14 protein-coding genes are annotated in these 16865 nt (G+C 75.7%); 6 read left to right on the top strand and 8 right to left on the bottom strand.

The window, feature by feature from the left end; genetic code table 11:
- Positions 1–54 precede the first annotated feature (54 nt).
- On the bottom strand, positions 55–429 hold the full coding sequence (locus IE271_RS26805; RefSeq protein ID WP_190193008.1) for a TraR/DksA family transcriptional regulator: 375 nt from the start codon (positions 427–429) through the stop codon (positions 55–57).
- A 181-nt stretch (positions 430–610) separates the two neighbouring features.
- On the opposite strand from IE271_RS26805, the gene IE271_RS26800 reads away from it, so the two are divergent.
- Complete coding sequence (locus IE271_RS26800; protein ID WP_229919580.1) at positions 611–874, top strand: hypothetical protein; 264 nt, start codon at positions 611–613, stop codon at positions 872–874.
- Positions 875–968: 94 nt separating this feature from the next.
- On the opposite strand, the gene IE271_RS26795 is transcribed toward IE271_RS26800, so the two are convergent.
- Positions 969–2195, bottom strand: coding sequence for a cytochrome P450 family protein (locus IE271_RS26795; protein ID WP_229919579.1), 1227 nt, complete (start codon positions 2193–2195; stop codon positions 969–971).
- A 148-nt stretch (positions 2196–2343) separates the two neighbouring features.
- On the opposite strand from IE271_RS26795, the gene IE271_RS26790 reads away from it, so the two are divergent.
- Positions 2344–2793 (top strand): SRPBCC family protein, encoded by a 450-nt coding sequence (locus tag IE271_RS26790; RefSeq protein WP_190193006.1) that lies wholly within the window; start codon positions 2344–2346, stop codon positions 2791–2793.
- 81 nt (positions 2794–2874) lie between these two features.
- Here IE271_RS26790 and IE271_RS26785 read toward each other — a convergent pair whose 3' ends face one another.
- From IE271_RS26785 to IE271_RS26765, 5 genes are all read right to left on the bottom strand, one after another.
- A complete protein-coding gene (locus tag IE271_RS26785) occupies positions 2875–4026 on the bottom strand; it encodes an XdhC family protein (RefSeq protein ID WP_190193005.1) in 1152 nt (383 codons plus the stop codon).
- Positions 4027–4068: 42 nt separating this feature from the next.
- Positions 4069–5526, bottom strand: a complete 1458-nt coding sequence (locus IE271_RS26780; RefSeq protein WP_190193004.1) for an NCS2 family permease — start codon at positions 5524–5526, stop codon at positions 4069–4071.
- A 168-nt stretch (positions 5527–5694) separates the two neighbouring features.
- Complete coding sequence (locus IE271_RS26775) at positions 5695–8223, bottom strand: xanthine dehydrogenase family protein molybdopterin-binding subunit (protein WP_229919578.1); 2529 nt, start codon at positions 8221–8223, stop codon at positions 5695–5697.
- A complete protein-coding gene (locus IE271_RS26770; protein ID WP_190193003.1) occupies positions 8220–8864 on the bottom strand; it encodes a (2Fe-2S)-binding protein in 645 nt (214 codons plus the stop codon). The genes IE271_RS26775 and IE271_RS26770 overlap by 4 nt, the downstream gene beginning before the upstream one ends.
- The gene (locus IE271_RS26765; RefSeq protein ID WP_190193002.1) at positions 8864–9763 is read right to left on the bottom strand and encodes an FAD binding domain-containing protein; all 900 of its coding nucleotides are present in this window, start codon (positions 9761–9763) and stop codon (positions 8864–8866) included. The genes IE271_RS26770 and IE271_RS26765 overlap by 1 nt, the downstream gene beginning before the upstream one ends.
- Before the next feature lie 402 nt (positions 9764–10165).
- On the opposite strand from IE271_RS26765, the gene IE271_RS26760 reads away from it, so the two are divergent.
- Both IE271_RS26760 and IE271_RS26755 read left to right on the top strand, forming a co-directional pair.
- The gene (locus tag IE271_RS26760; RefSeq protein ID WP_190193001.1) at positions 10166–11839 is read left to right on the top strand and encodes a helix-turn-helix domain-containing protein; all 1674 of its coding nucleotides are present in this window, start codon (positions 10166–10168) and stop codon (positions 11837–11839) included.
- A 171-nt stretch (positions 11840–12010) separates the two neighbouring features.
- Positions 12011–12799 (top strand): hypothetical protein, encoded by a 789-nt coding sequence (locus tag IE271_RS26755; RefSeq protein WP_190193000.1) that lies wholly within the window; start codon positions 12011–12013, stop codon positions 12797–12799.
- Positions 12800–13195: 396 nt separating this feature from the next.
- Here IE271_RS26755 and IE271_RS26750 read toward each other — a convergent pair whose 3' ends face one another.
- On the bottom strand, positions 13196–14122 hold the full coding sequence (locus tag IE271_RS26750; RefSeq protein WP_190192999.1) for a GntR family transcriptional regulator: 927 nt from the start codon (positions 14120–14122) through the stop codon (positions 13196–13198).
- A gap of 163 nt (positions 14123–14285) precedes the next feature.
- On the opposite strand from IE271_RS26750, the gene IE271_RS26745 reads away from it, so the two are divergent.
- Complete coding sequence (locus IE271_RS26745) at positions 14286–15176, top strand: (2Fe-2S)-binding protein (protein WP_190192998.1); 891 nt, start codon at positions 14286–14288, stop codon at positions 15174–15176.
- Positions 15177–15720: 544 nt separating this feature from the next.
- Positions 15721–16758 carry a DUF2637 domain-containing protein gene (locus IE271_RS26740; RefSeq protein ID WP_190192997.1) on the top strand — a complete coding sequence of 346 codons (1038 nt, stop codon included), beginning with the start codon at positions 15721–15723 and terminating at the stop codon, positions 16756–16758.
- Positions 16759–16865: the final 107 nt, after the last annotated feature.

The raw sequence follows: 16865 nt of genomic DNA, 5'->3' as shown, positions 1-16865 counted from the left end.
GGGAAGTTCACCGGAACAAGTGCCCGCCGCACGCCTCCGTCCGCGGGCGGCCCGTCAGCGCCCGCGCCCGGCGCGGCACGTGACGCACTGGTCCGCGTGCGGCACCGCCAGGACGCGTTCGCGGGCGACGGGTCCGCCGCAGGCGGTGCAGCGGCCGAGGGTGCCGGCCCGCAGGCGCTCCAGGGCCGCGTCCGTCTGCTCCAGGAGGTCGCGGGCCCGGCCCGTGTCGGCCTGCAGCTGCTCCACCGCCGTGACCCGCGACCCGATGTCGGCCGCGTCCAGCTCGCAGTCGTCGTAGAGCGCCAGGCGCGCCGCCTCGGCCTCGGCGAGCTCCCGGCGCAGGCGCTCGGCCTGCTCGGTCAGCCGCTCCTCGACCTCCCGCAGGTCCTCGGCGGAGAGTTCCGTCGTCGTGTTCGTCATGTCCAGCATGTGTCGCCTTCCACCGGGCCCCTCATCCGGAAAGGGCCGTTTCAATGCGAGGTGGTTCCCCCGAAGCGCGACGGCACACCGGCCGAACGGGGGGCAATGTCGTACAAGCCCGGCCACGGGGCCGGGCCGGTGTTTGCGGCGGTGGGGCGGGGGGCACCCGCGGGCGCTGGAGGTGGTCGTCGTGCCCGAGCCAGGCAGCAAGAAGTACGACGTCAGGCGTGCGCATGAGCGCAAGGAGGCCGAGCGGTCCGGCGCCGGGAAGCACGCCGCCGAAGAGGCGGCCGAGAAACTGCAGGCCGACCCGCACTGGCGCAGCGGCGGGCCGCGCACCGAACGCGGTCGCGGGCCCAAGGGCGAGCGCCCCGAGCACGCCGGGCGGACCGGCCGGAACGTCCGGGGCGGCAAGGGCTCCGACGGCACCGAGGACACCGGGAACACCGGCTGACCTGCGGCGCGGTTCGGCCGTAGGGCCCACGCGGATGTGCGGGACGTGCCGGACGGTAGCACCGGACGGACGCGGCGCCCCGTCCGGCGTCCGGTCACCCCAGCACCACCGGCAGGTTGCGGAACCCGTGGGCGACGAACGACCGCACCTGCCGGGGCAGGGGCGCCGCCGCGTCGAGGCGCAGGCCCGGGAAGCGGGCGAAGAGGGCGGGCAGGGCGACGGACGCCTGGAGCCGGGCCAGGGGCGCGCCGAGGCAGCGGTGCACCCCGTGGCCGAAGGCGAGGTGCTCCTTGTCGGCGCGTGTCAGGTCGAAGCGGGCCGCGCCGCCGCCGTGCCGGAGCGGGTCGCGCCCGGCCGCCGCGTACGTCGCCAGGATCGCGTCGCCCCGCGGTATCACGGTGCCGTCGGGCAGGGCGATGTCCTCGACGGCGTACCGCAGCGGCATGTTGGCCAGCGGCGGGGCCCAGCGCAGGGTCTCCTCGACGGCCTCGCCCCAGCCGACGGTCCCGTCGAGGACGCGGGCGAGCTGGCCGGGGTGGCCGAGCAGGGCGTGCACGGCGTTGCCGATCAGATGGGCCGTGGTGTCGTGGCCCGCGCCGAGCACCAGCAGCAGCGTGCCGGTGAGTTCGGTGCCGGTGAGCCGCGAGCCGTCCGCGTCGCGGGCGGCGAGCAGCGCGCTGGTCAGGTCGTCGCCGGGGCGCGCGAGCTTCTCCGCGACGAGCCCGGCGAGCGCCTTGTGGACCTCGCGCCCGTGGGCGGCGGCCCGGACGGGCGTCGGGGCGGTGTCCATGCGCGCCTCGGCGAGCCGGACGAGGCCGTCGCGCCGCTCCTCGGACAGTCCGAGCAGGTCGCAGAGCACGTGCAGGGACAGCGGGTGGGTGTAACCGGGGCGCAGGTCGGCCCGGCCGCCGGGCGTCGCGGCCAGCCGGTCGAGCAGGTCCGCGACCCGTTCCTCGACGCGCGGCCGCAGCGCCTCGACGCGGTCCCGGGAGAACGCCGGCTCGATCAGTCCGCGCAGTCTGCGGTGGTCGGCGCCGTACGCCGTGGCCAGGGTCGAGCCGCCGACCCAGGCGTCGGCCCAGGTGTCCCGGTAGGCGCCCGAGGCCCAGGCGGGCCAGTGCCGGTCCGGGTCCTTGGACACCCGGGCGTCGGCGAGGAGGCCGCGCAGCACCGCGTACTCGGTGGGGGCCCAGGCCCGGACGCCGCCCGGCAGTTCGACGAGGACCACGGCCCCGCGGGACCGCAGGTACGTCGCCTCGGCGTGGAGGGCGCCGCCCTCGGGATCCAGCACGTGGGGGGCGGTGGTCTTGGTCGGCAGCACAGGGACTCCTGACGTCGGGGCCGGGACCGTACGCCGTCGTATACGTGCCGCTCCCACCGGCCGTCTCATCCGCCCCCGCGCCCCGGTCGGCCGGGCGGCGCCGGTGTGGGTCCCCGGTCCGCCGCCGGCCCGCCCGTACGATCGGCCCGTGGCTCTCTTCGTTGTCGAGCAGGACGCCCCGCTGACCGTCGCCGAGGCATGGCGGCGCGTCACGGACTGGCCGCGGCACGGCGATCTCGTGCCGTTCACGCGCGTCACCGTCACCACGCCGGCGCCGACCGGCGAGGGCACGGTGTTCGTGGCCCGGACGGGGGCGGGGCCGCTGGGCTTCGACGACCCGATGGAGGTCGTCGTGTGGCGGCCGCCGAACGGCGCGGAGGCCGGGTTCTGCCGGCTCGTCAAGCGGGGTTCGTTCGTCACGGGGTGGGCGGAGATCGAGGTCGGGCCGACGCGCGGGGGCGCGCACGTGGTGTGGCGCGAGGACGCGGCGGTCCGGCCGCTCCCCCGCGCCCTCGACCCGCTGCTGCGGGCCGGGGCGGGGGTGATGTTCGGGCAGGTGCTGAAGCGGCTGCTGCGGGCGCCCTCGGATCGCTCCTGAGTCCCGCTGGTCCGCCGATCCCGGCCCCCGCTGCCCGGCGCCCCGCACCGGGCGCCCCGGGCCGCCCCGGCGCCCGCGGCCTCAGAGCGCCGAGCCCACCCGGCGGGACGCCCCGGGCGCGGCGTCGTGGTGGATGGGCGTGTGCGCGCCGGTGAGCGGGACGCCGCTGCCGCCGCGCCGGACGGCGACGATCTCCGCCGCGATCGACAGGGCCGTCTCCTCGGGGGTGCGGGCGCCCAGGTCGAGGCCGATGGGCGAGCGCAGCCGGGCCAGTTCCGGCTCGCCGAGGCCCTCCTCGCGCAGCCGGCCGAGGCGGTCGAGGTGGGTGCGGCGCGACCCCATGGCCCCCACGTACGCGACCGGCAGGCGCAGCGCCAGGCGCAGCAGCGGCACGTCGAACTTGGGGTCGTGGGTCAGGACGCACAGCACCGTGCGGCCGTCCACCCGCGTGGACTCCAGGTAGCGGTGCGGCCAGTCGACGACGATCTCGTCCGCCTCGGGGAAGCGGGCGCGGGTGGCGAACACGGGCCGCGCGTCGCAGACGGTCACGTGGTACCCGAGGAACTTCCCGGCCCGGACCAGCGCCGACGCGAAGTCGACCGCCCCGAAGACGATCATGCGCGGGGCGGGGAGGGCGGACTCGACGAGCAGGTCGAGCGGCGCGCCGCAGCGGGCGCCGTCCGCGCCGACGCCGACGAGGTCCGTGCGGCCCGCGTCGAGCAGGGCCCGGGCCTCGGCCGCCGCGGTGCCGTCCAGCTCCGGCGGACCGCCCAGACTCCCCTCGCAGGAGCCGTCGGGGCGGACGAGCAGGGCGCGGCCCAGCAGGTCCCGGGGGCCGGAGACGACGCGGGCGAGGGCCGCCGCAGAGCCGTCCGCGGCGGCCGCGAGGGCGGCGGCGTACACGGCCCGGACCGGATCGGCGGCCCGGACCGGCACGACCAGGACCTCGATGACGCCGCCGCAGGTCAGACCGACCGCGAAGGCGTCGTCGTCGCTGTAGCCGAAGCGCTCGCGGACGGGGACGCCGTCCGCGAGCGCCTGCCGGCACAGGTCGTAGACCGCGCCCTCCACGCAGCCGCCGGAGACCGAGCCGACCGCCGTGCCGTCGGCGTCCACCGCGAGGGCGGCGCCCGGCGTGCGGGGCGCGCTGCCGCCGACGGCCACCACGGTGGCCACGGCGAAGTCGCGTCCCTGCCCGGCCCACCGGTGCAGTTCTGCGGCGATGTCCAGCATCTGTTCGGTCTCCCAGTCGTGTGAGGGGCGGGCGTACGGACGTCAGTGGACGCCGAGCCAGCCCTCGATCGGGTGCAGTGCGAAGTAGACGAGGAAGACGGCCGCCAGGCTCCACATGAGCGGTCCGGGTTCCCTGAACCGCCCCTGGGCAGTCCTGACGGCGACGTGGCTGATCACTCCCGCCGCGACGCCGGCGGTGATGGAGTACGTGAACGGCATGATCACGACGGTCAGGAAGACCGGGACCGCGGTGGCGCGGTCGGCCCAGTCCACGTGCCGGGCCTGGGACATCATCATGGCGCCGATGACGACGAGCGCGGCGGCGGCGACCTCGCCGGGGACGATCGCGGTGAGCGGGGTGAAGAACAGGCAGGCCGCGAAGAGGAGTCCGGTGACGACCGAGGACAGGCCGGTGCGGGCGCCCTCGCCGACGCCGGTGGCGGACTCGACGAAGACGGTCTGCCCGGAGGCGCCCGCCACCCCGCCGATCGCGCCGCCCGCGCCGTCCACGAACAGGGCCCTGGACAGCCCGGGCATCCGGCCGCGCCCGTCGGCGAGCCCGGCCTCGGTGCCGACGCCGATGACGGTGGCCATCGCGTCGAAGAACCCGGCGAGCACCAGCGTGAAGACGATCATGCCGACGGTCATCGCGCCGGCCTGCCCCCAGCCGCCGAATTCGACCTGCCCGAGGAGCGAGAAGTCCGGCATCGAGACGGCGGAGCCGTGCAGGGCGGGGGCGCCGTTCGCCCACTGCCGCGGGTCGACGACGCCCAGCGCGTTCAGGGTCACCGCGGCGGCGGTGCCGGTGACGATGCCGAGGAGGATCGCGCCGGGTACGCCGCGCGCCTGGAGCATGAGGATCAGCAGCAGGGTGACGGCGAAGAGCAGCACCGGCCAGCCGGCGAGTTCGCCGGCCGGGCCGAGGCTGACCGGCGTGGACTCCCCCTGGTGGACGAAGCCGGCCTTGTAGAAGCCGATGAGCGCGACGAACAGGCCGATGCCCATGGTGATCGCGTGTTTGAGCGCCGCCGGGATGGCGTTCATGATCATCTCGCGCAGGCCGGTGACGACGAGCAGCATGATCACGACGCCATAGAGCACGCACATGCCCATCGCCTGCGGCCAGGTCATCTGCGGGACGACCTGCGAGGAGAGCACCCCGGAGACGGAGAGCCCGGCGGCGAGGGCGAGCGGTACCCGCCCGACGACACCCATGAGGAGGGTGGTGAGGGCCGCCGCGAACGCGGTGGCCGTGATCAGGGCCCGCTGCCCGAGCGTGTCCCCCGCCACGTCCTTCCCGGACAGGATCAGGGGGTTGAGCAGCAGGATGTACGCCATCGCCATGAAGGTGGTGACGCCGCCGCGCACCTCGCGCGCGAGGGTCGAACCCCGCCGGGATATGTGGAAGTACCGGTCGAGCCGGGACCGTCCGGCCGGGACGCGGGTTCCCGCGCCCGCGTCGTCGGCGGTGGTGCCGGGCTTCACCGACTGCTGGGTCATGGTGGCCTGCTCCCAAGGTTCAAAGGGGCACCCGCGGCGGACGCCTCGGCGGCGGACGCGGGATCGGGAAAGGTCGCACGACCCGGGGGACGGCCCGAGGCGAACGTGGTGCTTGCGCGGTGTGCCGCGTCGGGGCGGCCGCCCGGCCGGGCGGCCGCCCCGACGGGCCTACGCCGTGCCCGTGAGGTGCTCCGGGCGTACCGGCGTCCGGTCCAGCTGGAGCCCCGTCGCGTTCCGGATCGCCGCGAGGACGGCCGGGGTGGACGACAGGGTGGGAGCCTCGCCGACGCCGCGCAGCCCGTACGGCGCGTGGTCGTCGGCGAGTTCGAGCACGTCGACGGGGAGGGTCGGCGTGTCGAGGATGGTGGGGATCAGGTAGTCCGTGAAGGACGGGTTCCTGACCTTGGCGGTCGCCGGGTCGACGAGGATCTCCTCCATGACGGCCATGCCCAGGCCCTGGACGGTGCCGCCCTGGATCTGGCCGACGACGGAGAGCGGGTTGAGCGCCTTGCCGACGTCCTGGGCGCAGGCCAGCTCGACCACCTTGACCAGGCCCAGTTCGGTGTCGACCTCGACGACGGCGCGGTGGGCGGCGAACGAGTACTGCACGTGGCCGTCGCCCTGACCGGTGCGCGGGTCGAAGGGCCGGGTCGGGCGGTGCCGCCACTCGGCCTCGACCTCGACCGCCTCCTCGCCCAGCACGTCCACGAGGTCGGCCAGGACCTCGCCGCCGTCGGTGACGACCTTGCCGTCCTCCAGGAGGAGCTCGGCCGTCGCCCAGGCCGGGTGGTACGTGCCGAAACGGCGCCGTCCCAGCTCCAGGACCTTCTCGCGGACCAGCTCGCAGGAGTTCTTGATCGCGCCGCCGGTGACGTAGGTCTGGCGGGAGGCGGAGGTCGAGCCGGCGCTGCCCACCCGGGTGTCCGCCGGGTCGATCGTCACCCGGGAGACGCCCAGCTCGGTGCGGGCGATCTGGGCGTGGACGGTGACGCCGCCCTGGCCGACCTCGGCCATCGCGGTGTGCACGGTCGCCACCGCCTCGCCTCCGACGACCTCCATGCGCACCCTGGCCGTGGAGTAGTCGTCGAAGCCCTCGGAGAAGCCGACGTTCTTGATGCCGACCGCGTAGCCGACGCCGCGCACGACGCCCTCGCCGTGCGTGGTGTTGGACAGGCCGCCGGGCAGCTGGCGCACGTCGGCGCCCTCGCTGCTCTCCCACTGGCGCTCGGGCGGCAGCGGCATCGCCTTGACCCGGCGCAGCAGTTCGGCGACGGGCGCGGGCGAGTCGACGACCTGCCCGGTGGGCATGACGGAGCCCTGCTTCATGGCGTTCAGCCGCCGGAACTCCACCGGGTCCATGCCGACCGCCGCGGCCAGCTTGTCCATCTGCGCCTCGTACGCGAAGCACGCCTGGACCGCGCCGAAGCCGCGCATGGCGCCGCAGGGCGGGTTGTTGGTGTAGAGCGCGACCGCCTCGATGTCGACGTCGTCGACGACGTACGGGCCGACGCCCAGGCTGGAGGCGTTGCCCACGACCGCGGGCGAGGCCGAGGCGTACGCGCCGCCGTCGAGCACGATCCGGGCCCTCACGTGGGTGAGCTTGCCGTCCCTGGTCGCCCCGTGCTCGTACGTCAGCTTGGCCGGGTGGCGGTGGACGTGCCCGAAGAAGGACTCGAACCGGTTGTAGACGATCTTGACGGGCTTGCCGGTGCGCAGCGCCAGCAGGCAGGCGTGGATCTGCATCGACAGGTCCTCACGGCCGCCGAACGCGCCGCCGACGCCCGACAGCGTCATCCGCACCTTGTCCTCGGGCAGTCCGAGGACGGGCGCGATCTGCCGCAGGTCGGAGTGGAGCCACTGGGTGGCGACGTACAGGTCGACGCCGCCGTCCTCGCCGGGGACCGCGAGCCCCGACTCCGGCCCGAGGAAGGCCTGGTCCTGCATGCCGAAGGTGTACTCGCCGCGCACGACGAAGTCGGCCCTCCTCGCGGCCTCCTCCGCGTTCCCGCGCACGATCGGCTGGCGGTGCACGATGTTGGGGTGCGGGACGTGGCCGGTGACGGGGGTCCCCCCTGGACCGGAGCCTGTCGGAGGCCCTTGGGGGAGGTCCGTGCGGTTCTCGTGGATCAGGGGCGCGCCGGGCGCGGTCGCGGACGCCTCGTCGGTGACGACGGGCAGCTCCCGGTACTCGACCACGATCTTCGCGGCGGCGCGGCGCGCGGTCTCCGGGTGGTCGGCGGCCACGATCGCGACGGGCTCGCCGTGGTGGCGGACCCGGCCGTGCGCGAGGACGGGCGTGTCCTGGATCTCCAGGCCGTAGTGACGCACGTCCGTCGGCAGGTCGTCGTAGGTCATCACCGCGTACACGCCGGGCTGGGCGAGCGCGGCGGAGGTGTCGATGGAGACGATCTCCGCGTGGGCGGTGGTGGAGCGCAGGATGTGGCCCCACAGCATGTCCTCGTGCCACATGTCGGAGGAGTACGCGAACTCGCCCGTGACCTTGAGCGTGCCGTCGGGGCGCAGCGTGGACTCGCCGATGCCGCCCCTGGTGCCGGAGTGCTGGGTGAGGCCGGCGGGGGTGCCGGCGGTCCCGGTCGTCCTCGCCGTCCCGGCGGCCCCGCCCGGTCCGCTCGCCCCGGCCGCCCCGGTCGTGGCCGTCCCGGTCCTGCTCGTCCCGGCTCCGGTCCCGGTCGTCATCGTGCCGCCTCCTCTGCCTGGCGGGCGGCCGCGAGGCGGACCGCGTCCATGATCTTCTCGTAGCCGGTGCAGCGGCACAGGTTGCCGGAGAGCGCCTCGCGGATGTCCGCGTCGGACGGGTCGGGGTTGCGCTCCAGCATCTCGTCGGCGGCGACCAGCAGCCCGGGCGTGCAGAAGCCGCACTGGACGGCGCCCGCGTCGATGAACGCCTGCTGGATCGGCGCGAGCCCGCCGCCCCCGCCGGCCTGCGAGTCCTGCGGCCGGGCCGCCCTGCTCCAGGCGTCGCCCGCGGGGACCCCCGGCGCCTCGTCCAGGGGGGCGCCGGAGGTGCCGCAGGCGCCGGAGGCGCAGGACCCGGACCCGTCGCCCCCGGCGCACCGCCGGGCCCGCCGCTCGGCGAGGTCCGCGAGGCCCTCGACCGTCACCACCTCGCGGCCCTCGGCCTGTCCGGCCGCGACCAGGCAGGAGCAGACGGGCACCCCGTCGAGCCGGACGGTGCACGAGCCGCACTCGCCCTGCTCGCAGGCGTTCTTGGAGCCGGGCAGGCCCAGCCGCTCGCGCAGCACGTACAGGAGGCTCTCGCCCTCCCAGACGTCGTCGGCCTCCTGCGGCCGGCCGTTGACCGTGAAACTGACGCGCATCAGGCGGCGCCTCCCCTCTCGTCCGCGGCGCGGCCGGTGCCCCGGTACGCCTCCCAGGTCCAGGTCAGGGTGCGGCGGGCCAGGACGCCGACCGCGTGGCGGCGGTAGCCGGCCGTGCCCCGTACGTCGTCGATCGGATTGCAGGCGGCCGAGCACAGGGCCGCGAACTCCTCGGCGACCGACGGCGGGACGGCCCTCCCGCTGTCCCAGAGGCGGTCCTCCTCCAGTGCCGCGTTCAGGAAGTCCTCGGCGGCCCTCGCGCGCACCGGGGTGGGCGCGGCCGAGCCGATGCCCGTACGGACCGTGCGCGTGTCCGGGTGCAGGGCGAGGCCGAAGGCGCAGACGGCGATGACCATGGCGTTGCGCGTGCCGACCTTGGCGAACTGCTGCGGTCCCGAGGCCCTCTTCACGTGCACCGCGCGGATCAGCTCGTCCGCGGCGAGCGCGTTGCGCTTCACCCCGGTGTAGAAGTCGTCGATCGGGATGCGCCGGGTACCGCGTACGGAGGCGACCTCGACCTCGGCGCCCGCGGCGAGCAGCGCCGGGTGGGCGTCGCCGGCGGGCGAGGCGGTGCCGAGGTTGCCGCCGACGCCGCCGCGGTTGCGGATCTGCGGGGAGGCGACGGTGTGCGAGGCGAGGGCGAGGCCCGGCAGCGGACCGCGCAGGTGCTCCATGATCCGCGTGTACGGGACGGAGGCGCCCAGGCGGACGGTGTCCCCGTCCGCCTCCCACTCGCCGAGTTCCTCGACGCGGTTCAGGTCCAGCAGGTGCTCGGGCCGCCGGTGGTCGAAGTTGATCTCGACCATCACGTCGGTGCCGCCCGCGATCGGCACGGCGCCGGGGTGCGCGGCCTTCGCGGCGAGCGCCTCCTCCCAGCTGGCGGGGCGAAGGAAGTCCATGACCGCTCTCTTCTCGTGTCGTGGGCCGTTCCGTACGGGCCGGCCGGTGCGGCGGGACCGGCCCCACGGATGCTGTTCACGCGAATCGGGGCCAGTACACAGGGCTGTCGTCCGGCCGGGTCAGTCACCGAAACCATGAAGGAGTTGGCTGGCCAGGGCGGTCATCTTGTAGATTCGTATGAACGGGGGTCATCAGTAACCTCTTCGTTTTCCCCCGGAAACAGGAGTACCGCCCGGGCACCCGCGGGCGCCCCCACCCTGCGGTCCAGGGGCGCCGGAGGTACGTGACCACTGTGCCCCGGGACGAGGCCGCCGGTCTCCTCCCCGGGGAGCCCGGGAACCCGTCCGGCGGGCCCCCCGGGCGCACCATGGATGTCGAGACAAGGAACGGCGGCGACGAGAATGCGGCTGCGCGCACTGCTGGAGACGGACGCGCTGGGCCTGCGGCTGCTCGGCGGCGGAGACGAACTGGACCGCGCCGTGCGCGGGGTGATGACCACCGACCTGCGCGACCCCAGCCGCTACCTGTCGGGCGGCGAGCTGGTGCTGACCGGGCTCGCCTGGCGGCGCGGCGCCGCGGACTCCGAGTCCTTCGTCCGCATCCTCGCGGGCGCCGGGGTCGCGGCGCTGGCGGCCGGCGAGGCCGAGCTGGGCGACATCCCCGACGACCTGGTCCTGGCCTGCGCCCGGCACCGGATGCCGCTGTTCGCCGTGCACGAGTCGGTGGCCTTCGCGACCATCACCGAGCACGTCGTGCGGCAGGTGTCGGGCGAGCGCGCCGGCGACCTGGCGGCCGTGGTGGACCGGCACCGCCGGATGATGACCTCGGGCCCGGCCGGCGGCGGCCCGGACGTGGTGCTCGACCTGCTCGGCTCCGACCTGGACCTGCGCGCCTGGGTGCTCTCCCCCGCCGGCCGGCTCGTCGCCGGGCCGGGCTCCGGCGGGCCGCGGCTGCCCGCCGACGTCCGCGCCCGGCTGGCCGCCGAGCACCTGGCGGCGGTCCGCGGCGCGCGGCGCGGCCCGTACCGCGTGGTCGTGGGCGGCACGACGTACTCGCTCTTCCCCGTCCGCGGCGGCGGGCGCGCCCCGGCCACGCCGCGCGACGTGCGCGAGACGGTGCTGTCGGACTGGCTCCTCGCGGTCGAGGCGGACGCCGGGGACTGGCCGGCCGAACGGCTGGACCTGCTGCAGGGCGTCACCCAGCTGATCGCGGTCGAGCGGGACCGGCGGGACGCGGCGCGCACGGTGCGCCGGCGGCTCGCCCAGGAGGTCCTGGAGCTGGTCCGGACGGGCGCCGCGCCCGCCGAGATCGCGGCCAGGCTGCGGGTCGCCGCGCCCGTGCTGCTGCCGGGCCTCGGCGCGGCACCGCACTGGCAGGTCGTGGTGGCACGTGTCGAGTGGGCGGACGGCGACGTCGAGGGCGGTCCGGTGGCGCAGTCGCTGCTGGAGGAGATCCTCGTCGACCCCCTGTCCTCCGGCCCCGAGCCCTCCGACCGGATCGCCGTGGCCCACACGGGCGGCGAGGCGGTCGCGCTCGTCCCGCTGCCCTCGGTGTCGGCCGAGCACGACGGGTCCGAGGGCGGGCTCGCCGCGGACGCGCTGCTGGAGGCCGTGCGCGCCCCCCTCTCGGCGGGCCTGGACGACGACGGGCGGCTCACGCTCGGCGTCAGCGCGGCCGTGCACTCCGCGGAGGGGCTGCGCGGCGCGCTGGAGGAGGCCCGGCACGCCCGCCGGGTGGCGGCGGCGCGCCCGGGCCGGGTGTGCGCGGCCGGGCACCAGGAGCTGGCCTCGCACGTCCTGCTGCTGCCGTTCGTCCCCGACGACGTGCGGCGCGCCTTCACCGCCCGGCTCCTGGACCCGCTGCGGGACTACGACCGCCGGCACCGCGCCGAGCTGATCCCCACCCTGGAGGCGTTCCTCGACTCCGACGGCTCGTGGACCCGCTGTGCGACGCGGCTGCACCTGCACGTCAACACGTTGCGGTACCGGGTGGGACGCATCGAGCAGCTCACGGGCCGCGACCTGTCCCGCCTCGAGGACAAGCTCGACTTCTTCCTCGCCCTGCGCATGAGCTGAGGTCCGCCCCGCGCACGAGCCGGGGCCGGGGTGCGGGCGGGGCGGTGCCGGGCGCCGTCCCGCTCCATGACTTTGTGAAATCCTTCACCCAGACCCTTGGCCGGGCCCCTGGGTTCGTGCTGAGATGCGGCCACCACTCAACTGCTCAATGGCGTGCTAGGGGAGGGCAACGTGGCGCATACCGCCATGTCTGGTAAAGGAACGACCCCCGGCGACGATCCACTCCAGACCGCGGTATGGCGGCTGCGCTCGCGCGCCTGCTGGGCCGACGCCGCCGCGCTGCTCGAGCCGCGCGCCGAGCACGACGCCGGGGCCGCGCTGCAGCGGGCCGCGCTGCTCGTCGAGCGCTGCCTCTACACCGAACAGGGCTGGGCCGAGGCCGAGGACGCCCTGCGCACGGCCGAGGCGCTGGCCCACGACGACACCGAGCGGGGCGCCGCGGCGTGCGAGCGCGGCCAGCTCGCGTACGCGGCGACGCTGCACGGCGTGCGGGACCGGGCCGACGAGGCGCGGGCGGCGCTGGGCCGGGCGGCCGCGCTGATCGCGCCCGGCGCGCCGGGCCGGGCGCTGCTGGACTTCCGCCGGGGCCTGCTCGCCGAGAACCTCGCCCGCTCCCCGCAGGCGGCCCGCGCCGCCTACCGCCGCGCCCACGCGGGCGCCGCCGCGCACGACGACCCGCTGCTGCTCTCCTTCACCTGGCGCCACCTCGCGGGCCTCGCCCTGCGGGACGGCGAGCTGGCCGAGGCGCGGCACGGCTTCGCCGAGTCCCTGCGCATCCGCGAGGAGCTGGGCTACCTCGTCGGTACGGCGCCGGCGCTGGCCTCGCTCGCGGAGGCGGAGGGCGAGCCGGAGGCGTCCCGGCTGCGCGCCGAGGCACGCCGGCTGTTCCGCCTGCTGGGCGGCGTCCCCACCTGGCTGGCGGCGCAACTGGCCCCGCCACCGCCGGCGGCCACGGCCTGAACGGGGCGGGCGCGGAGGCGGTGGCACCACCGCCGCGCGTGCCCCGAAGCCGGCCGCGGAGGCCGGCGTCGGGCCCGCCGCCGGCGCGCGGCGCCGAAGCCCGGCCCCGGAGCGCGGCGCCGGAGTCCGGCTTCGGGCTCGGCGCCGGAGCCCGGACCGGGGCTCGGGGACGAGAAGCCCGGGCCCGTCCGCGGCAGCGAAGGCCGGGCTCAGGGCTCGGCATCGGAGCCCGGACCGGGGCTCGGGGACGAGAAGCCCGGGCCCGTCCGCGGCAGCGAAGGCCGGGCTCAGGGCTCGGCATCGGAGCCCGGACCGGGGCTCGGGGACGAGAAGTCCGGAGTTGAGCGCGGCGGGGGCTCGGCGTCGGAGTCCGGGCCCGGGGCGAGGGGTGTGGCCTCAGGGGGTGGCCGTGCCGAAGTGTCCGCGCAGCAGGGAGTGGACCGCCGTGTGGTTCTCCGCGATCAGCGCGTCCAGCAGCGCGGCGTGCTCGGCCGCGTCGGCCACCAGATCCGTACGGCTGCGGGCGAAGCTCACCCCGGCCGGGAGCCAGTGGGTGCGGCGGTGCAGGTCGTCCGCGATCCGCACCAGCTGCCGGTTGCCGGAGAGCGTCAGCACCGCGCGGTGGAAGGCCCGGTCGGACTCGGCGTAGCCCGTGCGGTCGCCCGCCGACGCCGCGCGGACCGTCGCCTCGGCCAGCGGGCGCAGCTCCGCCCAGCGGGCCGCCGGCACCGTGCGGGCGAGGCGCAGGATCACCGGCACCTCCACGAGCGCCCTGATCTCGGTCAGCTCGGCCAGCTCGCGCGCGTCGCGCTCGACGATCCGGAAGCCCCGGTTCGGTACGACCTCCACGGCGCCTTCGAGCGCGAGCTGCTGCATCGCCTCGCGCACCGGCGTCGCGGAGACGCCGAAGCTCTCGCCGAGCGCGGGCGCGGAGTAGACCGCGCCGGGCTCCAGCTCGCCCGCGACCAGGGCGGCGCGCAGGGCGTCGAGGATCTGGGCGCGCACGGAGGCGCGCTGGACGACCGGGCGGCCGGGCGCCTGCGGGGCGGCGGCCGCCCGGGGTCTCGGCAGCGCCGGTTCGCCGTGGGTGTGCTCGCCGCGGGCCGTCTCCGCGCGCGCGGAGCCGCCCGGGCCCGCCGTGTCGTCGGCCGTGCCGCGCTCCCGGTCCGCCGCCCGCGGCTGCGCGGGCAGGGGCACCGCCTCGGCGGGGAACGGCCGCGGGCGGGCGGCGGCGTCCGCGCCGCGCCCTGCCTGGGGTGCGCCGCGGCCCGCCGGGGCAGCGGCGGCGGGGCGGTGCGCGTCGCGCGGGCCGGCCTGCTCCACGGGGGCCTCCTCCGGGCTTGGTGGCACTTGAGGTCATTGTGACGGTTCACCGTCGCTGTGGTCAGTTCAGCACCATAGGCCCCCGGAACGACAGTTCAAACCTCGCCGAAATCCAGTAAGGTTAGGCTTACCTGCAAGCGATCGCGAGATCGGTGGTTCCCGCATGTCCGTCCCCACCCTGGCCAAGGGCCCGACCAACGGCGTCGGCGCCTGGACGCCCCGGTCCGCCCTCATGGACGCCTACGCGCGTCTGACCGAGGTGTTCCCCGGGCTGAGTGTCACGGAGCTCGGCCCCGGCGAGACCGCGCCGCAGGGCGACGGCTGGGTCTCCGCCGCGCGCCTCGCGGAGGGCGGCGACGCCCTGGACGCCTATCTGGCCTGGGACGACGAGCAGGTCATCGAGGACTACGGGCAGCGCGCCCGCCCGGACGTGGTCGCCACCTTCGGACTGCACCGGTACGCCTGGCCCGCCTGCCTGCTGATCACCGCGCCCTGGTTCCTGCTGCGCCGCGTGCCCCGCTACCCCGTGGAGCAGGTCTCCTTCCACCGCGCCTCCGGCCGTCTCGCGGTCCGCGCCGAGGGGTTCGCGTGCCTGCCGGACGACCCGGCGGCGACGCTGCCCGGCGCCCGCGTCGTCCCCGACGAGGAGGCCCTGCGGGCCGAGGTCCGCGCGGCGGTCGCCGAGCACATGGAACCCCTCCTCGCCGGTTTCGGCCCCCGGATGCGCCGGCGCGGCCGCGGCCTGTGGGCCATGGCGACGGACGAGATCGTCGAAGGGCTCTGGTACGTCTCCCACCTGCTCGGCGAGGAGCAGCGCGCCACCGGGGAGCTGGAGCGGCTGCTGCCCGGCGCGACGCGGCCGTACGTCGGCTCCGCCGCCTTCCGCACGCTGACCGGCCCGAACGGCGAGAGCCTGCCGACCCGCGACCGGGCGAGCTGCTGCATGTTCTACACGCTGCGCCCCGACGCCGCCTGCGTCACCTGCCCGCGCACCTGCGACGCGGACCGCGTCGCCCGGCTGACGGCCACCGCTGCGGCCGCGCCGGCGGAGTGAACGCCCCGCGCGGCTCCGGCCGCGCGGACACCACGTCTTCGGCGGACATCGCGCCCCGGCGGACACCGCGCCACCCGACCCGACGGACCGGCCGTTCTCACCGGCCTGGTCGAGGACGCCCCGGCCGGTGAGGACGGCCGGGGCGCGTACGTCTTGTCCGGGCGCTCACGGGCACGCCTTCGCGCGGTCGGCGTGACGTCGTCCGCGGGTCTCTCCGCGGCTGCGCGACGGTGCTCTCGACGACCGTCTCCCTGACCGTTCCGTGCTGGAAAACGGCTGTCCAGGACCGTCTCGGGACCGTCCTGGACTACGGCTGGTTCACAAGTTCCTCACTTGCCGCAGGAGATTTCCGTAGAACCATTCGTACGGGTAATCTAAACCGCACTCAACTCCCGGCCCTCATGCAGCCGTTCGAGGACAATGTCGCCGCCCGTGTGCCCTGGCGCTTCATTTGGCGGCTTCTTGCCCCGAAACCCCCTGAGGAACCACGGGATTGGGCCACTATGGCGGGCGTTACGCCCCATCCCAATGCAAGGGACCCCAGATGAGATTGACCGACATATCGCTGAACTGGCTGCTTCCGGGCGCCGTACTTCTCCTGGGCATGCTGGCGGCGGTGGCGGTGCTCAAGCGTGGCAAGCGCACCGGGGAGAAGTCGGGTACGGACGACTCGTGGGAGCGCAGCGAGGAGCGCCGCCGGCGCAAGGAGGCCATCTACGGCACGGCCTCCTACGCGCTGCTGTTCTGCTGCGCGGCGGTCGCCGCGGCGCTGTCGTTCCACGGCCTGGTCGGCTTCGGCCAGCAGAACCTCGGGCTGTCCGGCGGCTGGGAGTACCTCGTCCCGTTCGGCCTGGACGGCGCGGCCATGTTCTGCTCCGTGCTCGCCGTGCGTGAGGCCAGCCACGGTGACGCGGCCCTCGGCTCCCGCATCCTCGTGTGGACGTTCGCGGGCGCCGCGGCCTGGTTCAACTGGGTGCACGCGCCCAGGGGCGCGGGCCACGCGGGCGCTCCGCACTTCTTCGCGGGCATGTCGCTGTCGGCGGCCGTGCTGTTCGACCGCGCCCTGAAGCAGACCCGCCGTGCGGCGCTGCGCGAGCAGGGCCTGGTGCCCCGTCCGCTGCCGCAGATCCGTATCGTGCGCTGGCTGCGCGCCCCGCGGGAGACGTTCAAGGCCTGGTCCCTCATGCTCCTTGAGGGTGTCCGCACGCTCGACGAGGCGGTCGAGGAGGTGCGCGACGACAAGCGCCAGAAGGAGGAGACCCGCCAGCGCCGGCGGGACCAGGAGAAGCTGGAGCGCGCGAGGCTGCGGGCGATCAGCCGGGGCCGCGGCTGGATGGGCCGCGGCGGCCACCAGGTGGAGGTGCAGCAGGCGATGGCCTCCTCGCAGTCCGCCCAGGTCACCGCGGAGCCTGCCATATCGGCGCCGGAACTGCCCTCGCGCACCCGGCCCTCCCTCGCAGCCGTCCGCAAAGGCGGTGACCAGGTGACGGTCGACCTCACCGCGGAGGACGACACACAGGCCCTGCCGCGTCTCGACTCCCTGGAGCGCAAGCTCAAGGACCTGGAGCAGCAGTTCGGCTGACCCGGCCGGGAACTACCGGGAACGACGGACGACAAGGATCCGGCGGCCGGTGGGCCACTGACGGCTCCGCGACGGACGGTGGCGTGGCACCTGACAGGTGCCACGCC

The organism is Streptomyces minutiscleroticus (genome assembly GCF_014650875.1).
GTDB classification, from domain to species: domain Bacteria; phylum Actinomycetota; class Actinomycetes; order Streptomycetales; family Streptomycetaceae; genus Streptomyces; species Streptomyces minutiscleroticus.
Note: the sequence above shows the minus strand (reverse complement) of the source record. Positions and strands in the feature narration are given on the sequence as shown.